Origin of the sequence: Pseudoalteromonas sp. BSi20480, from assembly GCF_000241365.1 — a bacterium.
Lineage (GTDB): Bacteria > Pseudomonadota > Gammaproteobacteria > Enterobacterales > Alteromonadaceae > Pseudoalteromonas > Pseudoalteromonas marina.
Genome location: NZ_BADX01000083.1, coordinates 1 through 20350, shown reverse-complemented (window position 1 = coordinate 20350; position 20350 = coordinate 1). Strand labels below are relative to the sequence as shown.

The following is a 20350-nucleotide window of genomic DNA, read 5'->3' as shown; positions in this document are numbered from 1 at the left end:
AAGGAGCTTTTTTGGTTTTAGCTAAACTTACTTGTTAGCTAAGTAATTAATTAATTTACTGATATCTTCAGGAGCTGTAACACCCGATTCACGGCCTAAGTTTAATTTATACTTACCGTTTACGATAAATGTGGGTACACCACGAAGAGCACCTTTTTCTTTAAAGTATTCTTGATCGCGCTTCATCTTAGAACTTAATGTACGAACCGAAAAGCTTTTAAATAACTTATCAAACTTATCGCCATCAACACCTTGCGCAACAAACACATCTTTCACGTCAGCTAATTCGTTAAATTTAGCGCGCTTAGTGTGAATATGATTAAAAATAGCTGCGATAAGTTTCTCTTTTTGAGGAAGTACTTCAGCAGTTGCAAGTGCTTGGCTCATCATTTGTTGGTTTTCTGGATTACGAACACCCACAAAGTCAACGTGACTCTTTTTGAACTTAACATTTTTATCTAGTTTAGGCTTAAATTCGCTGATCAGTGACTCGTAGTTATTACACGCCGGGCAATAAAAAGAGAAAAACTCTTTTACTTCTGGCTTTTTAGTGGCACGTTCAGCAATAACATCGTAATGGACGCCTTCTTGGTAGTCTGCCGCAAAGCTTGTTGCTGCCATCGGTAATACTAATGCAAGTAACCCTGCTTTAAGTAGTTTAATCATTCTTATGCTCCAAAATTTATAATGCTAATAAAAACGCAATTAACTCATCAAGTTCTTGTTGGTTTTTTATGGTGTTAATATTGATTTTGTATTTATCGTTAACAATAAAAGTAGGTACACCAGTTAATGCACCTAACTTTGAATATTTGTTTTGCTTGTCTTGCATTGCTTGCTCTGCGGCAATAATTGGCATGCTTGCAATAGCTTGGTCAAATTTGTCGCTATCAATTCCATTTACTTCCAATAGCTTTTTAAGGTCTTTAACTTCTGTTAAAGGCACACCTTGAATATGGATACTTCTAAAAATTTGGTCAGCTATATTTTGTGCTTGCCCTTGTTGTTTAGCGATTAAGTAAGCAAAGCTTAAATTACTTTGCGCCTGTGGAGATACACCACCTAAAAAGTTGACGTGACTTTTAACAAAATCAGTGCCTTCAGGCAGTTTTTTTTCAATTGCTTTAGCCACTGGTTCAAATTTAAAACAGTGCGGACAATAAAATGAAAAGAACTCTGTTACCTGGGGTGTTGTGTCTTTTTCAGTTTTAATAATCGTGTATTGGTTATTTGCCTCAAACTGTGCAGCAAAGGCTGCAAAAGGTAAACATAAAAGAAGTAGGCTCAGTTTTAGTTTTTTAAGCATTAGTATCTCGTTGTACTTGTCATTAAATAATAATTTACGGCAATAACTTTAACGGCGGTTCTTGCAGTGCAGCAAGTTGTTCTTTAAGCGCTAAAATTTGTTGCTCCCAGTATTTGTCATCAGCAAACCATGAAAAGTTCCGCACAAAAGCTGGATCGCTCCACCTTTTTGCCACCCATCCCATGTAGTGAATAATACGCATTGCTCGCAGCGGTTCAATTAATTTGAGTTGAGCGTGGTCAAAATCACAAAATTCTTCATACGCTCCCACCAAAGTGTCTAACTGTAACAGTTGCGTTGGTCTGTCGCCACTGAGCATCATCCATAGATCTTGAATAGCAGGCCCTTGACGACTATCGTCTAAATCCACGAACATTAGCGCATCGCCAGCCCATAATATATTGCCTGCGTGGCAATCGCCATGTAAGCGAATACTATTTGTATCTTGATACTGCTTTTGTGTCTGCTCAATTACCAAATCTAAAATAGTATAAAAAGCAGTGCTTAATCCCATTGGCACCAAGTTACTTTTTTGAAGATGAACTTTAGCTGTATGCAAATATTCTTCACAGCTTATTGTTGGTCTGTAAGTAAAGGGTTTGGTTTTAGCTACTTGGTGCATTCGACCAATTAAACGTCCCATAACATCAAGCTGATCTAAATTATCTACTTCAAATAATCGCCCACCCACACTTGGGAATACCACAAACATATAGCCCTGGTGTTCAAACAAGCTTTGTCCATTATGTAAAACAGGGGCTACAACGGGTACTTCAGCGTCAGCAAGCTCAAAAGCAAAATCGTGCTCCTCTTGAATTTGTGCTTTACTCCAACGCTCGGGACGATAAAACTTTACTACGTAACGCAGACCGTCTTCGGCTTTAAATTGATAAACTCTATTTTCATAACTGTTAAGCGCTAGTAACCCAGACTCGGGATAAATACCTATGGTTTCTATCGCATCAAGTATTAAATCTGGGGTTAAATCTATAAAGCTAAATTTGCTCATGCTCTTCTTATATAAATGAAAAGCGGGTTAAACCCGCTTTTGTTATTGCTATATTTACCGAATTAGAAAGTACGGCTATCGCGCTCTAAAAAAGTTGCTCGATTGCGAAATTGTTTCATCCGGTTCATTAACTGGCGACAATACAAAATTAAACTCTGTTATAGGCGCTTTTAAGTCATAAGGATCCATAACGAGTGATAATGGCACATTATGCGATTGACCTGCTTGAACAGTAAATACTTGTTTACCTATGTATTTAAAGTTTTCTAGCCCTGCCACTTTAATGTTAAAGGTTTGCTCATATTGCGCCTTATTGATGACCTTTAAGGTATATGTGTTTTCAACCAAGCCATTAAAGTCGACACGATATAGCTGATTTCGATCACGAATAATATCAAAGTCCATTGGTTTACGCAGTGCAATATTTGTAACAAGCGCGCCGGTTAGCAACACTAGTATGACCGTATACCCAATAATTTTGGCTCGTAGAGGGTTGGTTTTATTTTCTGGCGTCTCAAGATTACGTTCTGTGGTATACGAAATTAACCCTCGCGGGTACTCCATTTTATCCATTACGCCGTCACACGCATCAATACACGCACCACAATTTATACACTCAGCCTGCAAACCGTTTCTTATATCAATGCCTGTTGGGCAGACTTGTACACATAGGTTACAGTCAATACAGTCACCTATTTCTAAATCTGCGTGGGCAACCTTACGTGAGCGAGGGCCTCGGCTTTCACCTCGGCTTTCATCATAGGTTACTGTGTAGGTATCTTTATCAAACATTGCTGACTGAAAACGTGAGTAGGGACAGATATGCAAACACATAATTTCACGCATCCAGCCTGCGTTACCATATGTACACACAGCAAATACTAAAATGCTCACTAGTGCATAACCGCCAACATTAAAGGTTATAAAATCGGGGAGTAGCTCTCTTATCGGTGTGAAGTAACCAACAAACGAAATAGAAGTATACAAAGAAAACAACACCCAGCTGGAATGCTTAGCTGTTTTTCGCCAGAACTTGTCAAAGTCCATAGGCCGTTGATCGAGCTTTTTACGTTGATTTGCTGTGCCTTCAAGTTTTTCTTCAAACCAGATGAAAATGAAGGTCCATACCGTTTGAGGACAAGTATATCCGCACCAGACTCGTCCATAAAATGTAGTTACCAAAAACAGCGCAAAAGCCGCCAGCATGAATATAAACGCCAGTATGGTGAAGTCTTGAGGCCATAAAGTTAGACCAAAAATATTGTATTTTTGTGCTATTAAATCAAATAGCACGGCTTGCTGGCCGTTAAAGTTTATCCATGGCAAAACCATAAATGCGAGCATGCCTAAAAAACCAATGCGCTGTCTTAGTAATTGGTGAAGACCTTTTACGGCTCTCACATAAATGCGGTTACGGGGGTTAAATCTATCATCTTGACGGCTTAAATCCGGCTTTTGAATTTTTACCTCAACAGGAATGTTTTTACTTTAATCTGTTTGTCCATCGAAGTTCCTCAACACCGCTTGGAAAATAAAAGCTGAGCACTAATCAAATGCTCTATACTCATAGTGTAGCAAGTAACTTGCTAAGTAAGACTTGTTTAATGAATCATAAATTAAATACTTTCAGATATTTCAGAAATATCTAACTTTTGTTAGTTATTATATCAATATTGGCTAAAATTACTGGTATAGATTACAACTAATTTATTCATCTCAGTTACTTGCTTTTAAAAGGCAGTTTATTACACTGCTTGATAATTCAACCCTATTTAGATCAAGGTTTACGTATCCATGAAGAAGTTTATTATTTTGATAATTGTGATCCTTGCGTTTTTTACCATTGATCATCCACTTGTAAAAGAACCACGCGAAAAGCTATTAGGCGAAGGTATTGGCTTTTTAAGTGATGCAAGTAAAGTAAATAGAAGCCCTGCTGCTAATTTAGCAAAAAACAGAATTAGTCATGAGCTGACACTCTCAAGCTCAGAAAAAGAATACGTAGAAAAAACATTCACCACTGATGACGCAGTTCAGCTATTTAATTTGCGCTACTGTCGTGAACGCGACTTAAACCTTTACTTCTACGCTGAACGCTTAAATAAAGTGTGTAAAATAGTATCTGAATCACTCGAGCAAAAACGGGCTAAATAATGGACTTTTCTAATTTAAACAAAAAAACCAGTGATTCGTTTCACAAGCAACGTAATATGCTTAAACAGTTAGCACAAGGTAAAACGCTAAAATGCGAAAAATGTAATACGGTACTCACACTTGATTTAGCCACCAGCGAAATGGGAAAAGGCGTGGTGAAGTGCAAGCAAGGCTGCACTGATATTATTTTAGATCTTGGCGCTTGATATTAATTAAAGCGCCCATTATTAAAAAGTTTAACGCTAACTACTCGTCCCAGCCATCATCGTTATACAAACCACTATTGAGCGCCACTATTTCTACTAGCTCTGCAAAACCAAGTGCAAAATCCCCCATAAGGTCATATTGTTGCTCACACAACTGCAAAGTATTCATTGAATTTTGTGATGCTATTTGAGAGATAAGCTGTGTATCTAATGCAAAAAAGCTGAGGGTTGCTTGTGCGGTTTCTAAGGCCTCTTTGTACTGTGCATCTAACTTCGTTGCTGCTAATAGCTTTTGCGTGTAAGCATTACTTGCTGTTAAAAAGCCTTGGCTCCACTGCGAGCAATATGCACTGTCGTACTGTGGTGGCAGTTTATACCCTACTTCAAACACCTGTTCACTTATTTGATGGTAAAACGCCATAAATAAAAATAGCGTTTCTTCATCTAATTCGTTTGCTGAATTATTGAGTATCACATCAACCCATTCGTGCACATCAAGGGGGTCGGGTGAACATATAACGCCAAACAAATAACCTTGGCTTTGTTCAAAGGTCATGGCTTGAGGTTGGGTATTTAGAAATGTGCTGAGCTGCTTAGCATGCAGCTCAGTGAATTGCGGTAGTTGCATTAAAACTCTTTATATCAAAACATTAAAAATTGAGCGGGTAACGGCCTTGGCTATCTGGTCGGCCTAAAAACTTAACCGCATCGTGAACATCTTTTGGTAAGCTAGCATCTGGTTTTACATACCCTGCCACGCTAAAGTCAAAGTTAGCTTTAAGAGTGGCATCGGCTTCAAGCCCAAGGGTGTTATCAGGGTCGATTAATATTGCCACATCGCCCGACTTACAGCTTAACCTGCCAGCCAAAGGTCCTATATTAAACCAACCATTTAAGCCTTGCACGTCGATATTTGGGCTCGCTATTTCACCCTTTAATGACTCACAGTAAGGAGCACCTGAGGTGTATTCATCTAGCTCAAGTATTACACGCCCCTTTGCTGTAACAGGTAATGGTAACTGAACTCGTTGCATAGCTCGCTCTACCGTTGAGCGAACTAAACCATCTGTTACTTTTAAAGTATGATTAAACAATCCATAACTGACGGTTGCATATCCCGATATATCGGTGCGTTCGCGAGCATTTCCAAACTTTATATTAGTATTTAAATTGCCAGTAAATAATGCCCAACCGGCGATATCCCAGCGCACATTGTTTAACTGCTCGCCATCAAAACGAACTTGCATTAATTGGCCTTGCCATACAGTGCCTACAGCCTGCCCTACTTCTAACTGCTTAGGGAAATGGGGTTTTGCTAAATCAAGCGCGATAGCTGCGGGTAATTTAATAATACAAAACACAATAAAACTAATTAAAAAGACAGCCGATAATATAATTATTCTTTTCATTTATTAATTCTCTATTACCAAACGGCTTACTCTTACATAACCCGATTTATCGTCGCGACTTAAATCTAAGTTTTCGATTTTTAAACCATGTTGATTCACTAATTCATCGAGCCATTCTACTAGTTTATTAAACTCTACTGAGTCGAGCGTTAAACGCAGCGAACCATCACTAGGCTGCATTTTACTAATATTGATTTGATAGCGACTTCGGGTAGAGTTAACCACTTGGCTTAGATTTTGACTACTCGCAACACGCGTATTACCCGCTGCTTTTAGCTTTACTATGCTTTCGTCAACCCACACGAGCAAAGCCTGTTGCTTAATTTTCGATTGTTCTGCTTTTGTTATGGCGTTATTTAACGGCCTGAATATCCCCATCACAAGAACAAAAATAACAAATATACCACCAGCAACCATAATAAGTTGCTGCTCTTGTTCTTTTAAAGAACGCCAGTATTTTATCGCTTGTGCTTTCATGCGGCACCTCGCAATTTAATCTCACCTACCACAAAATCACCATCGTTATTTAAAGACCCTTGCTCTACCGTTAAGCCTTGCTTTTCAAGTATGGTTTTTACTTTACCAAAGGTTTGAAAGTCTTTAGCACGCGCGCGAATACGTAATTCGTTTCTTCGTTTGTCGTAACGTAATGTTTCTGGTGTGAACTCATTCACTTGTGAAAATACATCAACCAAATTAGTCGTCAGCTCTAAAAAACCGGATTCATCAGAGCCTTCTATTCTATCTAATGCGCCTTTAATCTGATTTTTTATCAAATTAGGGTGCACTTTAGATCCGGGGAATGCTGTCTGGTATCGCTCAACTACTTGGTTTTTTACTATATCGACCTGAGAATTAAGCTGTTGCAACTCAATTGCCTTTATAACTAAAGTAGAGCCCAATGCGACGGCTGTAAAAATTGCCGCGCCTTTCCAGTAACCCCACCAGAGCGCGCTCTTCTTTTTAAGCTGGTAAACACCTTGGCGAAGGTTGAATTTAACGTTATTTAATTGCTTAGCAAATAAAGCTAACGGGAGATCGTACTGACTTGTTTGCGCTTGTAAATTAGTCCCCTCTGGGAAGTCTTCCGCTGGGCTAAAGTGTTTAACCTCAGGGTTACCTAACGCAGTCAAGTAACCTGACAACCAGCTTAATTCAACCGCACTAATATGCCATGCCCCTTGCTTAAACAGCCACTGCTGATTGAGCTCTATAGCACTAGCCTCTCCTTCACCTACAGAGGGTAACAACAGTGCATCAGGTAATATTTTATAAACAGGCAGCTCATGTTCCACAAACAACGCGAGCCATTGCTCAAACCATTCTCGGTCAGTCATAGCAACCTGAATAGCATGCTGCTCACCAACCATGGTTGCTTCGCCTATAGCTATATACAAATCGTCTACATCGCAGGCTATATCTTCTTCAAGCATGTAAGGGAGTGCTTGCTCTAATTTGCGATTCCACTTTGTGGGTAATGTTACCGTTTTTAATTGCACTTGATCGCTTGGCAATAAAACAACCACTTCCCTGTTGGCTGCTTTTTCACTTAATTCATTCAAATTGCCTGCGCTTGATAGCTCACCACTGGCTATTATTTCTTGTTCTTGTGGTGAATATACAAGCCAATTTAATCGTTCTTGTTGGGTTTGACCCGTACGGATCAACAATATTTCTGTCACTGTACGCCTCCAAATTTTCGCGCCAGTATCGTTACTTCGCCGTCTTTGGCGTGCAGTAAGGTGGTCATCGAAAAACGCAGATCTACAAAGTTTGCCTGCGTTTGTAATTTAAAATATTCGCTTTTAATACTAAATAAGTCTTTCACTGATTCAGTGTTTGTACCGCCTTGTTGCTGTACCTGTTCAAAAAATTCTTCTAAAGAATCAAAACCTGTTTGTGGTCTTGCGGCAATGACAGCCTCTGCAGCCGACAAACTTAAATTATCCATCAGCGCGCTTAGTAGTAAAGCCTGTTCTGGTGCTATTGTATTAATGTTAATTAAAAGCTGAGTGCTCCCCGGAATAACACACACATAAGGCAATACTTTTTCCATTACTAGCGGGTTAAAGCCTTTTACCAAGCGAAGTTCCGATGGAGATGCAAATAAACTATTAGCTGTCATATACGGAAATTTACGGGATAAGTACTCTCCCTCTTCAGCACCTGAGCGATAGGTTATGCTATTTTCATCCAGCCAGTCGAACACGCTATCAGCCATTGCTTCTTCCGATTCATCCGCTGGTAAATCTTCTATATTTTCAAGTAAGGCAAACAGTGCTTTGTGTGCAGGGTTTGTTTTATCAGCGCTATTTGTATCGGGTTCAATCGCTATGGCGTTTAAATTTAAACATGATTGCAAGTCAGTAATTGAACCACTTAATGTGCCGTTATCAACTGGGTATGCTGCGTTACCTTGTGTTGCCCATACTTGATCAAGCGTTGTTTTATCTGGGTCATCTTTCTTGCTTTGAATAAGCCCTTTAATAGCTAACTCTTCAGCACCGTAGGCATACCATTTTGCTTGTTGGTGACCTTGTAAATTAGTACTTTTTTGCACTTGCACCATTAAATTAGCACTCATTTCTACGGCTAAAATAGCAGCTAATGCAACAATAAATAACACAATAACCAGCGCTGCTCCGCGCGAAGACTGCCTACCCATTACTTCTACTTCCTTGCCCAGGAACTAAAAATACACGACGAATAGGTTCGGCCTCTATTTGTTGTAAAGTAACCGCAACCGCTTTAGGCAATGCTTTTACTTCCCATTGTTCTTGCCACTTATTGTCACTGTCTAAAAATTCAAACTTAAGCTCTTCGACGTTTTCTAATACCTGCTGTACACGTGGCTCCATATTATCAAGCTGATCAACGTACACGCGATACACACGCTCAAGATTATCATCTATGACCCTATATCCAACAGCCTGCAGCTCTGACCTAGGTAATAAATTTATTGGGTTTATCCAACCGTCTCTTACAAATGCAATGCCGTCATATTGGCTTTCAAGCACATAACGCCCTGCTAATAAATAATATTCTTGTACGTCACCAGACTCGTTTCTAACTGCACGTTTAGTCATTTGGCTAAAGTCTTGGTCCATAAGTCTAAACGTTGTTTGTAAACCATTAAGTTCCGCTATTTTTTCGTCCGATGCGTCTTTTGCTTTAGTTGTGCTGTCTAGTATTTGGTGCGTAGAAATAACAACAAAAGCTAAAATCCCCAAAGCAACCATTACTTCAAGCAATGTAAATCCGCGCTGCTTCACTTACTTTTTACCTTTATTTAAATACGTTGAAAGCTCATAGACTGACTGTTCGTACTTTTCATCGATAAATACATTTATGGTTAATTTAACAAAGCTTTTATCTGCAGTGGGCATAACCTCTTGCTGCCAAAACCATTCAACACCACCCATAACCTCACTACCACGTAAGTTATTTTTACCTTGCCATTGCTCGCCTTTTACCCGTTGTTCAATAATGACATTTTCAGCAACCCATGAGGCATATGTTTGTTCTTCAATTGTTGTTAAGTGATGAATATGCTCGCCTGTGGCTTGCATTGCTGCAATACCCGCCATTGCACAAATACTCAAAGCAACAAGTACTTCTAACAAGGTAAAGCCTTTACTTAATGTCATTACTCTGGCTCTCTTCTTAAATTTACTGGTGCTGTAAATTCACCCTCAATAAAGTAAACAGGGTCACTTTGATCTTTTAGCTCAAGAATTAACTGAAATGCGCTTACTTCGCCCGACGATAAAATAAGTACTTGAGGTATTTTAAGCTTTTTAAGTTCGAGTAAGCTATCTTCTTCACCACCACTCATAAGCTCTCGCCAATTAGACTGTTCAAGTAGATTATCTTGAGCCCATGCAAGGTCTTCTAAGTTGAGGGTAAGCTTTAGGCGTGGCTCCAACTCTATGGGTTTAAATAACTCTTCTCTGTCAAAGGTTACCCATTTTTCCCCATCAAATACCAAGTATTCTAGGGTATTTTTCTCAACGAGTAAGCCAAGCTCGACCTGATTTAAAATTGCAAATTCTGACGCCATATTAATGGTGGTATGCAACCTAAGCGCTTGAGCATCTAACTCATCTTCGGCGCCGCCATCTAAGCTGTATACCACCATTTTTGTTGCAAAAGCGATAACCACTAATACAACTAAAATCTCGATTAAGCTAAAACCCTTTTTCTTGTGCATTAATTGAAGACCTACGTTCATAATAAGTCTTCAAAAAGTACATTTAGTTTAAGCTCAGTAGACTGACTCATTACTGCTTTTCTTCATCCCAGTTACCAATGTCGTCGTCGGTACCGACTTCACCGTCTGGTCCCATAGAGAAAATATCAAATTTACCAATTTCACCTGGGCTTATTAATAAGTATGTATTACCCCATGGATCTTCTGGTAATTCGCTGATAAAGCCGCCATCAGGAAAACGTTTTGGAACAGGCTCAATAGACGTTTTAGTCACTAACGCTTCAAGACCTTGCTCTGTGCTTGGGTAACTTTTATTTTTAAGCTTGTATAAGCTCATAGCATCTTCAAGCTGCTGAATATCTAAATGCGCTTTATCAATAGCGGCCTCTTCTTGTTGGCCCATAATATTTGGCGCAACAATAGACATAATCATCCCGATGATAACCAGTACCACCATTACTTCTAGTAAAGAAAAACCTGATTGTTTGTTCACGTAATTACCTCATTATTCTAAAAACACTAAGCAAAAATGGTTTAGGTAAAACCATTAATATATAAAAACTATTTAAATTTAGAGCCCAACTGCTTTGTTCATTGCCATAATAGGCTGCAAAATGGCCATAACAATAAATAAAACGATAACAGCCATAGAAGCAATCATTGCAGGCTCTAATAACTTAAGCGATACGTTTACCATGCTTTCAAATTCACGGTCTTGGTTATTCGCTGCACGCTCTAGCATTTGCTCTAGCTCACCTGATTTTTCACCACTGGCGATCATATGTAGCATCATCGGCGGGAATAATTTAGTTTGCTGTAAGGCCGCTCTAAGGCTTGCACCTTCGCTTACTCTGTCAGCTGCGTCGGCTACCGACTTCTTGATTTTTTCGTTTACGAGTACATCGCCAGAAATCCGCATTCCTTCAAGTAGTGGTACAGAGCTTGAAGATAAAATACTTAACGTACGAGCAAAGCGAGCGGTATTAATACCACGAGCCACCTTACCAATACCCGGCATATGCAGCACACGGTCGTCCCACCAAAAGCGCACTTGTGGTTTTTTTAATGCGTACTTAATGCCAATCGCAATGCCGGTGATGGCTAGTAGGCTAATAAACCAGTAATTTTGTACAAAATGACTCCCAGCCATTACCCACTCGGTGGTCCAAGGTAATACTTGTTTAGTTTTTTCAAAGGTTTTTAGTATTTTAGGAACAACAGTACCTAATAAAACCGACACTATACCAATGGCAAAAATAACTAGAATAGTTGGGTAAACCATAGCCTGTGTTATTTGACTACGCATATGCTGACGCTGCTCGGTGTAATCGGCTAAGCGATTAAGTACTTGGTCAAGATGCCCTGACTTTTCACCCGCAGCCACCATTGAACGATATAAGTCGTCAAACACATGGGGAAACTCACTCATACCATCAGCAAGGGTATAGCCTTCAACAACTTTTGAACGAACCGACATTAACATACGTTTTAAACGTGGTTTTTCACACTGCTCAGCCACCGCCATAACCGCGCCCTCAACTGGTAATGCTGACTGAATTAACGTTGCTAACTGGCGTGTGATGAGCGCAAGTTCAGATGTAGAAATACTTGGTTTAAAAAGGCTACCAAATAAAGGCGCTTTCTCACCCTTTACCTGTTTATCACTCTGAGCCGCAGGCACAACCTCTAAAGGGGTTAAGCTTTTATCGCGCAGAAGCTGACGAACTTGTTTGGCGGTATCGGCCTCTAAAATACCTTTTTTTCTTTGCCGCGGCCATCTAATGCCCGATATTCAAACGCAGCCATTATTAGCCTTCCTCACGGGTAACACGCAGCACTTCTTCAAGCGTGGTTTTTCCTGCAAGCACACGGCTGCAACCATCTTGGCGAATACTTGGGCTATGAGTGCGAATGTATTTTTCTACACTTTGCTCGCCTTTACCGTTGTGGATCATTTCTCGTATTGTTTCATCTACAACAAGTAACTCGTGTATACCAGTACGACCTTTGTAACCATTAAAGTTACATTCTTCACAGCCTATTGCACGGTAAATCGTTGGCTTGCTCTCAAATGGTACACCTAAAAGCTGACATTCACGTTCGTCTGCCACATGCCCTTCTTTACAGCTGTTACACAACGTACGCACTAAGCGCTGAGATAAAACACCTAATAGCGATGAAGAAAGCAAAAACGGTTCAACGCCCATGTCTTCCATTCGAGTAATAGCACCAGACGCCGTATTTGTATGCAGTGTAGACATAACTAAGTGACCAGTAAGTGATGCTTGAACCCCTATTTGGGCAGTTTCAAGATCACGTATTTCACCCACCATTACAACATCGGGATCTTGACGTAAAATAGCACGCAACCCTCTTGCAAACGTCATATCTACTTTTGTATTTACTTGCGTTTGACCAATACCTGGGATCTCGTACTCAATAGGATCTTCTACAGTCAGAATATTACGATCGCGAGAATTTATTTGGCTCATACCTGCATACAAGGTGGTACTTTTACCAGAACCCGTTGGTCCTGTTACCAAAATAATCCCGTGCGGCTTACTAATTAAGTCAGCAAACAACTCACGGTTTTTTGGAGTCATACCTAAATCTTCTAGGTTTAGGCGAGCATTGTTCTTATCAAGTAAACGTAATACTACTCGCTCACCAAAGCTCGACGGCATGGTTGATACACGCACATCTACTGCACGTCCTGCAATACGCAAGCTAATACGACCATCTTGCGGAATACGCTTTTCAGCTATATCGAGTTTTGCCATTACCTTAATACGCGATACAAGCAATGAGGCAAGTTTACGATTTGGTTTTAGTACTTCTTTTAAAACCCCATCAACCCTGAAACGAATCACAAGCTCTTGCTCGAACGTTTCAATATGAATATCTGACGCCCCCTCTTTAATGGCCTCGCTAAGCATGGCATTAATGAGTTTTATAATGGGCGCATCGTCATCACCAGCTAATAAATCTTCAGTTTGCGGGAGCTCATCAGCTAAAGAAAACAGATCAACTTCGTTGCCAATATCTTCCATCATTTGCTGCGTTTCAGAGCTATCACGTTGGTAAGATGACTCTAGTAACAATTCAAACTTGTCATCATCAAGCTGCTCTAATTTAAAGCCATGACCTGCGATTCGGCGCACTTCAAGTAATACATCTAAATCAAGCTCACCACGAAAGTACACGGTAGTTTGGCCTTGATATTCACTGAGTAAAACACCTGCACGTCGCGCGTACGAAAATGGTAAACGTTTTGCTGGTAACTCAACGAGTACGTCATCAGCTAAGGGCTCATCTGAACTATGCGTATTAGGATGAACCACGTCTTGGTTTATCTCTTGTATCGCATTAGTCATCTTTACGCTCTTGTGCATTTTGTTTACGTAAGTGCTCTTCATAAGTTGGCGGAAGTACTAGCTCATCATTCCACTCTGGCAATACAGGGGTATCGGTCATTGGCATTAAATCAATACCATCTTCTTGCTGCTTAGTTTGCTCACCACGAATAAAGTTATACTTGTTAAAACTTAACTTATTCATGCTCACCCCATCACGGATGATCGTTGGGCGGATAAATACAATTAAGTTACGCTTACGGCGAGTCGTGTTTGTTGACCTAAATAGGTGCCCTAAAACAGGAATATCACCTAATAATGGGACTTTAGACACACTTTCTTGAACGTCTTCGTCTATTAAGCCACCTAAAACAACCATACCGCCATCATCGGCGATAACCGTTGTCTTAATAGCGCGTTTGTTCACTGAAATATCAACCGCAGTTGCACCACTTACACTCGATACCTCTTGCTCAATGGTGAGCTGTACCGCTGAGCCATCGTTAATTTGTGGCGTTACAATAAGTTTAATACCCACTTCTTGACGCTCAACCGTTTGAAATGGGTTGCTATTGTTAGTGCCTGTTTGAGATCCGGTAATAATAGGTACTTCTTGACCCACTAAAATAGAGGCTTCTTCGTTATCCATAGTGGTAATTGAAGGCGTTGCCAAAATATTTGAGTTAGTGTCGGTTGCTACAGCCTGAATAATTGCGCCCCAGTCATTTTTTATAACGCCCAGAGCTAAGCCATTAATACCACTAAGTAATGATGCAAGCGGCCCGTAGTCACCTTCTGTCGTTTCTGTGTAAGGTGTAACCGTGCCAGACTCTGTACCAATAATTGTTTTAGTTACTGTTTGATCTGCAGCTTGTTCTGCTGCAACAGCTAACGACCCAACAGGTACTGTTGTACCGTTATTAAACTGCAGCATGCCGCCTTGCTCTGAAATCCACTGCAAGCCTAAGTTAACGCCATCACCTTCCATCACTTCAATAATAATTGCTTCAACTAATACTTGTGCGCGACGAATATCTAATCGTTCAATAACTGATTCTAATGAACGCATAGTATCTGGCTGTGCAGTAATTATTAGTGAGTTTGACTCTGGGTGTGCCTCAATGCTGGTTTCGCTGTTACTACGCGAACGCGTTTTAGTTGCACTACCTTGAGCTTCCTCGGTTAACGTTTTACTTACACCCTGAAGAACCTTAACTAAGTCTTCCGATTTGGCATAGTTTAAATAAAACACCTTAGTGTTGCCTTGGCTTTCAAGCTCACCATCAAGGCGCTTAATCAATTCAATTGCACGTGTGCGGGCTTGCCCTTCACCACTTACAATTACGCTATTGGTACGGCCGTCGGCTACGACTTTAGGAATCAAAAATTCTGGTACGCTTCCTTTGCCACTATCTTTATAAATATTTTCTACTACAGAAACAACATCATCAGCCGTTGCGTATTTAAGCTTTACAATATCAACACGCTTATCACCGGCTTGGTCAACTGAGCGGATAATTTCCACTAAGCGGTTTACTGATGCAGCATGGCCAGTCAACATCATTACGTTTGCAGCATTAAAGTTAGCAACATGGCCACCATCTTTTTGATCGCTAAATTGACGAACTAATGGTCCTAGTTCTTGCACGCTTACATTTTTTACGCGCACCACACGGGTGATCATCATATCGCCCGATGCAGAACTGTTTTCAGTAATTAGTGGCACATTCGACTTTTTAGCATCAGAACTTTTTTCTACTTTAATAATGCCATTATCCATTTCAACAGCTGAGTAGCCGTAAACTTCTAATACATTTAAAAAGAATTGATAGTAAAGATCTTCATCCATTAACTCATAGCTACGTACATTCACTTTACCACGTACGTTGGGATCTATAATCACCGTTTTATTAAGGTTTTTACCAACAATATTAATAAACTCGTTGATATCAGTACCCTTAAAGTTTGCTGCATATTCAACCGCAGAAACAGACAAAGAAATACTTGCCGCCAAAAAAAGTAGATGCGTACTTAGCTAACCCTTTTTTAATTTTTGTGAGGTGTAGCACCTGAACCATTATGTTAAAACTCCAAAGCTAAGTTATTGCAGGCTAAATTGCACATCTATTTGCTCACCATCACGCTCAATGGTGATAGTAGCATCGGTGCTATTGCGCAGCTCGTTTATGGCTGACATGGCCTGTTTTAAATCTGTTAGTTGATAGCCGTTAATAGAAACAGCTAAATCGTTATTTTTTAATCCCATTTGCTTAAATAGTGCGGGTTCTTTTCCCGGACTTAAGCGGTAACCAATTAGCTCACCTTCACTCATTGCTTGAGATACACGTATGTAATCAAAAAGCTTACCGGGTTCTTCTAATAATTCTTCACGTGTTTCTATAATGGCTTCTTTTACTTCTGGGTCTGCAGTCGCATTTATTTGTTCTTCACTATCATCTAATCGTTGCGGCCCCATTTCTTGCTCATCTTTTGCAGCGAGCACCGGCATAGAGACTGTTTTGGTGAAATCGAGTCCATCAAGCATTAGCGTTTCAAACCGAGCATTTACACTTAAAATGACACGGTCAGGAAGTATTTGCGCTACTTTTGCGCGCGTCCCAGATATGACTTCATCGACAAGGTAGCTAACCTGCTTGCCCTGTGACTCAATAATTGCCACGCCTGCTTTATCATCATTACTTACAGCTACTATGCCTGTTAAGTTAATACTTAAACGTGTTTCAGGGGCATCATTAATAATTTGTGATTGTTTTGCAGTATTAGCACTGTTTGTTACCGTTTTTTTACCAAACAAAAACTGCTCAACAATGCGTTGTGCCGAATTATTACTTGTTCCCGATGACTGTGTGGCAAACTGAGTAGGACTAAGTAAAGATACCTGAGGTTGAGGCCATAAAAGCCAAACCAATTTTGATAATAAAAATGCAAGGTAAACAACAACTAATAGCGTGACTAACGCACTTAATTTAGCATGCGGTAATCGAGTTAAAATGTGTTTTAGCTGTTGGATTTGCTGTTCCATAAATAGTGTTCTTTTTTTAATTTACTGCGTAAGCGCGTCCCCATAGTACCCTTTCATTTTTCATTCAACAAGCACACTAATATTAAACTTTGTAAACAGAATGAATAACTTCTATTTACTTGAACAAAAAACAAACACCCATTGTAATACCTTCATCCTAGATAGATTTCGTGGTAAATTTTAGATAACAAATTACTGCAGGTACAAATACGTTATGAGTAAAAAAAGCAATAGTAATAAAGACTCTGACCTCATAGATAACTTAAAAGTTCGATTAGATAAATGGTTATGGGCAGCACGCTTTTATAAAACACGTGCGATAGCAAGGGAAATGGTACAAGGCGGTAAAGTGCATTATAATGGACAGCGAACAAAGGCGAGTAAAATAGTCGAAGTTGGTGCGATAGTGAAACTCGCTCAAGGTGTAGATGAAAAAATCGTAACCATAACGAAAGTGCTTGAAAAACGACAAAGCGCCCCCATTGCTCAGACCTTGTACCAAGAATCTGATGCTAGTATCGCCAAACGCGAAGAAAACAGCATCGCACGTAAAAATAATAGCTTTTTTGCTCCTCATCCGGATAAAAAACCCGATAAAAAGCAAAGACGCGAACTTTTAAAAATGAAATCAAGTTAGGTATAGCCGCTCATGCAACAAGATTTACTTCACCGTTATTTATTCAACGAACTAGATGTTCGTGGCGAACTCGTTCAAATTGAGAGTGCCTACAATGAAATGATTGCAAACCATAATTACCCAGCACCTGTAAAAGCATTACTAGGTGAGCTATTGGTCGCTACTTGCTTACTTACAGCTACATTAAAATTTGAAGGTGAAATAGCCGTGCAACTGCAAGGTGACGGACCCGTTAAATATGCAGTAATAAATGGTGATGATAAGCAAAATATGCGTGGTATTGCTCGTCTACAAAATGAAGTGACAGGCAGTACTGTCAAAGAACTAATCGGTAATGGCTATATGGTTATAACTATTACGCCAGATAAAGGTGAGCGCTACCAAGGTATAGTCCCTCTAGAGCATGACACTCTAAGTGAGTGTATTGAAAGTTACTTTGAGCAATCAGAGCAGTTAAAAACTCGTTTATGGTTTGCAACCAATACAACCGAAGGCAGTGCAAAGGCATGTGGTTTATTTTTACAGGTACTGCCTGTTGATAAACAGAAGTCAATTGAAGACTTCACCCACCTAGAAGCACTCAGCAATACGATAAAAGATGAAGAGTTGTTAAATTTTGATGCAAATACAATCTTAACTCGTTTGTATCATGAAGATAATCCACGTGTTTTTGAACCACAAAGCATACGTTTCAAATGTGGCTGTAGTCGCGACAAAACAATCACCGCATTAGTTAATGTAGGACAACAAGAACTACTCGATGATGTAGCAGAAAACGGCAGTGTTAATATCAACTGTCATTACTGCTTAAAAGAATATACGTTTAATGAGCAAGACATTAAGAGTATTTTCAACTAAAAACTCCATCTCAGCTCATCTTCCTACATAAAGCCGCAAAATATGCGGTTTTATATTATAAAAAGATGATACCGGTGTCATAAAAAGTGACATTTAATGACACCGGTATCATTGAAATTATTCATGTTTTTTTGCAAATATATATGTTTTTAGGGGCTTTACAGGCTCGAATATCTGAAAACCTTCTGTTACTATCATTACAGCTGAAGGGCACTATTTACCCAGAGCTATCCCGTTCAAACTCTCATACATAGTTAGGTATAAACATGATTACAAGCGCTACACGTTTTGTCGATTTAACCGCAGCTGAACTTGTCGAGCATGCGATCCGCCGTGGCGAAGGAACTTTAGCCGCAAATGGTGCTTTCGTAGCCATTACAGGAAAACGAACAGGCCGTTCACCTCGAGATCGTTTTATTGTACAAGAAGCTACAACACAAAATGAAATTCAATGGGGCAATGTAAACCGTCCTTTCGATGCTGACAAATTTGATGCTTTATGGGCACGCGTAGAAGCACATGTGCAAAGTAGTGACCACTTCACCTCTCACCTAGAAGTCGGCGCTGACCCAGAGCATTATTTACCTGTAGTTGTCACAACAGAAACTGCATGGCATCACATTTTTGCCAAAAACATGTTTATTGAACCTAAAAACTATAACGCTTCAAACTTACCACAATGGCAAGTGATGAACGTACCATCGTTTGTATGTGAACCAGATCGTGATGGCACTAACAGCGATGGCACCGTAATTATTAACTTTGCACAACGTAAAGTATTACTGGCGGGAATGCGCTACGCCGGTGAAATGAAGAAATCGATGTTCTCAGTTCAAAACTTCTTATTACCAGCTAAGGGTGTATTACCAATGCACTGTTCGGCTAACGTTGGTGAAGCTGGCGACACAGCATTATTCTTCGGTTTATCTGGCACTGGTAAAACAACGTTATCAGCTGACCCAACTCGCTTCCTAATCGGCGATGACGAACATGGCTGGGCACCTGGTAGTGTATTTAACATCGAAGGCGGCTGTTACGCAAAATGTATCGACCTTTCACAAAAGAATGAGCCTGTTATTTGGGATGCAATCCGCTTTGGCACTATCTTAGAAAATGTTGTGCTTGATGATAGAGGTGTGCCAGATTTTAACGATACAAGTCTGACCCAAAATAGCAGAGCTGCGTACCCATTAGAACATGTTGAAAAGCGTAAAGTAGAAAACCGCGCAGGTGAGCCTAAAGCTGTTGTATTCTTAACATGTGATGTGAGTGGCGTATTACCTCCTGTATCTGTACTGAGTGAAGAAGCCGCTGCGTACCACTTCCTAAGCGGATATACTGCTAAAGTAGGTTCAACCGAAATTGGTTCAACAAGCGATATAGAATCTACATTCTCAACCTGTTTTGGCGCACCGTTCTTCCCACGTCCTGCAGGTGTTTATGCTGAGCTTCTAATGAAACGTGTACGTGAGTTTGGCGCTAAAGTTTACCTAGTGAATACTGGCTGGACTGGCGGTCCTTACGGTATCGGCAAGCGTTTTGATATACCAACTACACGTGCTGTAATTGACGCTATAGTGTCAGGTAAATTAGCCGGTGTTGAAACTCAACATATTGATGCATTGAACTTAAACGTACCAGTTGCAGTACCAGGTGTTGATAGCAACCTTCTTAACCCTATTAACACGTGGGAAGATAAGGCTAAATATAATGAATATGCAGCTAAATTGGCTGCTGACTTTACAGAAAACTTTGCTAAATACGACGTATCTGACGATATTAAAAATGCAGGCCCTAAAGCTTAAAAATAACCTTTAGCCTCATAATTAAAACGCCAACCTTGAGTTGGCGTTTTTGATTCTAATTTTTACCCCAGCAACTAAGTTTCTTTAATAAATAACCGAATACATAAGATAGAACACTCCAACACCACAAGCCAAACTGTTAAAGGTTTACAGTCATATAAAAGTCTACTCTTTCGAGTCGAACTTTCTTTCATTTAGAGTAGGATAACAGCTTTATAGCAGTGGCGCTGTACCCTGCGCTAAAGAGCCAAAGAGCTAATTTTGCGTCATCATCTGGTAATGTACTAGATAACTAAAACACTCTTTACAAAGAGGCGCTTCGCTTAAGAGACACGACGCTTTAGAGAAGAAAATGTGAAT

19 protein-coding genes and 3 pseudogenes are annotated in these 20350 nt (G+C 40.0%); 5 read left to right on the top strand and 17 right to left on the bottom strand.

The window, feature by feature from the left end; genetic code table 11:
* Window positions 1-27: 27 nt before the first annotated feature.
* From P20480_RS09165 to ccoG, 4 genes and pseudogenes are all read right to left on the bottom strand, one after another.
* Window positions 28-666, bottom strand: a complete 639-nt coding sequence (locus P20480_RS09165; RefSeq protein ID WP_006794648.1) for a thiol:disulfide interchange protein DsbA/DsbL — start codon at window positions 664-666, stop codon at window positions 28-30.
* Between the two features lie 16 nt (window positions 667-682).
* The gene (locus tag P20480_RS09170; protein ID WP_008129652.1) at window positions 683-1306 is read right to left on the bottom strand and encodes a thiol:disulfide interchange protein DsbA/DsbL; all 624 of its coding nucleotides are present in this window, start codon (window positions 1304-1306) and stop codon (window positions 683-685) included.
* A gap of 34 nt (window positions 1307-1340) precedes the next feature.
* Window positions 1341-2315, bottom strand: coding sequence for a serine/threonine protein kinase (locus tag P20480_RS09175; protein WP_006794646.1), 975 nt, complete (start codon window positions 2313-2315; stop codon window positions 1341-1343).
* 75 nt (window positions 2316-2390) lie between these two features.
* Window positions 2391-3820 (bottom strand): annotated as a pseudogene (gene ccoG, locus P20480_RS09180) (cytochrome c oxidase accessory protein CcoG).
* 289 nt (window positions 3821-4109) lie between these two features.
* On the opposite strand from ccoG, the gene P20480_RS09185 reads away from it, so the two are divergent.
* Window positions 4110-4469 carry a hypothetical protein gene (locus tag P20480_RS09185; protein WP_008129647.1) on the top strand — a complete coding sequence of 120 codons (360 nt, stop codon included), beginning with the start codon at window positions 4110-4112 and terminating at the stop codon, window positions 4467-4469.
* A complete protein-coding gene (locus P20480_RS09190) occupies window positions 4469-4675 on the top strand; it encodes a hypothetical protein (protein ID WP_008129646.1) in 207 nt (68 codons plus the stop codon). Before P20480_RS09185 ends, P20480_RS09190 begins: the two co-directional genes overlap by 1 nt.
* A gap of 40 nt (window positions 4676-4715) precedes the next feature.
* Here P20480_RS09190 and P20480_RS09195 read toward each other — a convergent pair whose 3' ends face one another.
* From P20480_RS09195 to gspC, 13 genes and pseudogenes are all read right to left on the bottom strand, one after another.
* Window positions 4716-5303, bottom strand: a complete 588-nt coding sequence (locus P20480_RS09195; protein WP_008129643.1) for a UPF0149 family protein — start codon at window positions 5301-5303, stop codon at window positions 4716-4718.
* A 22-nt stretch (window positions 5304-5325) separates the two neighbouring features.
* Window positions 5326-6084: a type II secretion system protein N gene (locus tag P20480_RS09200; RefSeq protein WP_008129641.1), complete on the bottom strand. Its 759-nt coding sequence runs from the start codon at window positions 6082-6084 to the stop codon at window positions 5326-5328.
* Between the two features lie 3 nt (window positions 6085-6087).
* Window positions 6088-6561, bottom strand: coding sequence for a type II secretion system protein GspM (gene gspM / locus P20480_RS09205; protein ID WP_008129639.1), 474 nt, complete (start codon window positions 6559-6561; stop codon window positions 6088-6090).
* Complete coding sequence (gene gspL / locus P20480_RS09210) at window positions 6558-7766, bottom strand: type II secretion system protein GspL (protein ID WP_008129637.1); 1209 nt, start codon at window positions 7764-7766, stop codon at window positions 6558-6560. The genes gspM and gspL overlap by 4 nt, the downstream gene beginning before the upstream one ends.
* A complete protein-coding gene (gspK, locus tag P20480_RS09215) occupies window positions 7763-8749 on the bottom strand; it encodes a type II secretion system minor pseudopilin GspK (protein ID WP_006794638.1) in 987 nt (328 codons plus the stop codon). The genes gspL and gspK overlap by 4 nt, the downstream gene beginning before the upstream one ends.
* A complete protein-coding gene (gene gspJ, locus P20480_RS09220) occupies window positions 8742-9356 on the bottom strand; it encodes a type II secretion system minor pseudopilin GspJ (RefSeq protein ID WP_006794637.1) in 615 nt (204 codons plus the stop codon). The genes gspK and gspJ overlap by 8 nt, the downstream gene beginning before the upstream one ends.
* On the bottom strand, window positions 9357-9731 hold the full coding sequence (gene gspI / locus P20480_RS09225) for a type II secretion system minor pseudopilin GspI (RefSeq protein ID WP_008129632.1): 375 nt from the start codon (window positions 9729-9731) through the stop codon (window positions 9357-9359).
* The gene (locus P20480_RS09230) at window positions 9731-10294 is read right to left on the bottom strand and encodes a prepilin-type N-terminal cleavage/methylation domain-containing protein (RefSeq protein ID WP_008129629.1); all 564 of its coding nucleotides are present in this window, start codon (window positions 10292-10294) and stop codon (window positions 9731-9733) included. The genes gspI and P20480_RS09230 overlap by 1 nt, the downstream gene beginning before the upstream one ends.
* A 70-nt stretch (window positions 10295-10364) precedes the next feature.
* Window positions 10365-10787 (bottom strand): type II secretion system major pseudopilin GspG, encoded by a 423-nt coding sequence (gene gspG, locus P20480_RS09235; protein WP_006794634.1) that lies wholly within the window; start codon window positions 10785-10787, stop codon window positions 10365-10367.
* Window positions 10788-10865: 78 nt separating this feature from the next.
* Window positions 10866-12100: pseudogene (gene gspF, locus P20480_RS09240) on the bottom strand (type II secretion system inner membrane protein GspF).
* Window positions 12101-12102: 2 nt separating this feature from the next.
* Window positions 12103-13668, bottom strand: a complete 1566-nt coding sequence (gene gspE / locus P20480_RS09245) for a type II secretion system ATPase GspE (RefSeq protein WP_008129625.1) — start codon at window positions 13666-13668, stop codon at window positions 12103-12105.
* Window positions 13661-15725, bottom strand: a pseudogene (gene gspD / locus P20480_RS09250) (type II secretion system secretin GspD). Before gspD ends, gspE begins: the two are co-directional and overlap by 8 nt.
* Before the next feature lie 23 nt (window positions 15726-15748).
* Window positions 15749-16690: a type II secretion system protein GspC gene (gspC, locus tag P20480_RS09255; protein ID WP_008129620.1), complete on the bottom strand. Its 942-nt coding sequence runs from the start codon at window positions 16688-16690 to the stop codon at window positions 15749-15751.
* A 214-nt stretch (window positions 16691-16904) separates the two neighbouring features.
* On the opposite strand from gspC, the gene hslR reads away from it, so the two are divergent.
* From hslR to P20480_RS09270, 3 genes are all read left to right on the top strand, one after another.
* On the top strand, window positions 16905-17327 hold the full coding sequence (hslR, locus tag P20480_RS09260; protein ID WP_008129619.1) for a ribosome-associated heat shock protein Hsp15: 423 nt from the start codon (window positions 16905-16907) through the stop codon (window positions 17325-17327).
* Between the two features lie 12 nt (window positions 17328-17339).
* Window positions 17340-18185 carry an Hsp33 family molecular chaperone HslO gene (gene hslO / locus P20480_RS09265; protein WP_008129617.1) on the top strand — a complete coding sequence of 282 codons (846 nt, stop codon included), beginning with the start codon at window positions 17340-17342 and terminating at the stop codon, window positions 18183-18185.
* Window positions 18186-18451: 266 nt separating this feature from the next.
* Window positions 18452-19990, top strand: coding sequence for a phosphoenolpyruvate carboxykinase (locus tag P20480_RS09270; RefSeq protein WP_008129614.1), 1539 nt, complete (start codon window positions 18452-18454; stop codon window positions 19988-19990).
* Window positions 19991-20350: the final 360 nt, after the last annotated feature.

Bases quoted from the DNA above. Each gene is read 5' to 3' on its own strand.
- P20480_RS09165 (WP_006794648.1), bottom strand. From the start codon at position 666: ATGATTAAACTACTTAAAGCAGGGTTACTTGCATTAGTATTACCGATG.
- P20480_RS09170 (WP_008129652.1), bottom strand. From the start codon at position 1,306: ATGCTTAAAAAACTAAAACTGAGCCTACTTCTTTTATGTTTACCTTTT.
- P20480_RS09175 (WP_006794646.1), bottom strand. From the start codon at position 2,315: ATGAGCAAATTTAGCTTTATAGATTTAACCCCAGATTTAATACTTGAT.
- P20480_RS09185 (WP_008129647.1), top strand. From the start codon at position 4,110: ATGAAGAAGTTTATTATTTTGATAATTGTGATCCTTGCGTTTTTTACC.
- P20480_RS09190 (WP_008129646.1), top strand. From the start codon at position 4,469: ATGGACTTTTCTAATTTAAACAAAAAAACCAGTGATTCGTTTCACAAG.
- P20480_RS09195 (WP_008129643.1), bottom strand. From the start codon at position 5,303: ATGCAACTACCGCAATTCACTGAGCTGCATGCTAAGCAGCTCAGCACA.
- P20480_RS09200 (WP_008129641.1), bottom strand. From the start codon at position 6,084: ATGAAAAGAATAATTATATTATCGGCTGTCTTTTTAATTAGTTTTATT.
- gspM (WP_008129639.1), bottom strand. From the start codon at position 6,561: ATGAAAGCACAAGCGATAAAATACTGGCGTTCTTTAAAAGAACAAGAG.
- gspK (WP_006794638.1), bottom strand. From the start codon at position 8,749: ATGGGTAGGCAGTCTTCGCGCGGAGCAGCGCTGGTTATTGTGTTATTT.
- gspI (WP_008129632.1), bottom strand. From the start codon at position 9,731: ATGACATTAAGTAAAGGCTTTACCTTGTTAGAAGTACTTGTTGCTTTG.
- P20480_RS09230 (WP_008129629.1), bottom strand. From the start codon at position 10,294: ATGCACAAGAAAAAGGGTTTTAGCTTAATCGAGATTTTAGTTGTATTA.
- gspE (WP_008129625.1), bottom strand. From the start codon at position 13,668: ATGACTAATGCGATACAAGAGATAAACCAAGACGTGGTTCATCCTAAT.
- gspC (WP_008129620.1), bottom strand. From the start codon at position 16,690: ATGGAACAGCAAATCCAACAGCTAAAACACATTTTAACTCGATTACCG.
- hslR (WP_008129619.1), top strand. From the start codon at position 16,905: ATGAGTAAAAAAAGCAATAGTAATAAAGACTCTGACCTCATAGATAAC.
- hslO (WP_008129617.1), top strand. From the start codon at position 17,340: ATGCAACAAGATTTACTTCACCGTTATTTATTCAACGAACTAGATGTT.
- P20480_RS09270 (WP_008129614.1), top strand. From the start codon at position 18,452: ATGATTACAAGCGCTACACGTTTTGTCGATTTAACCGCAGCTGAACTT.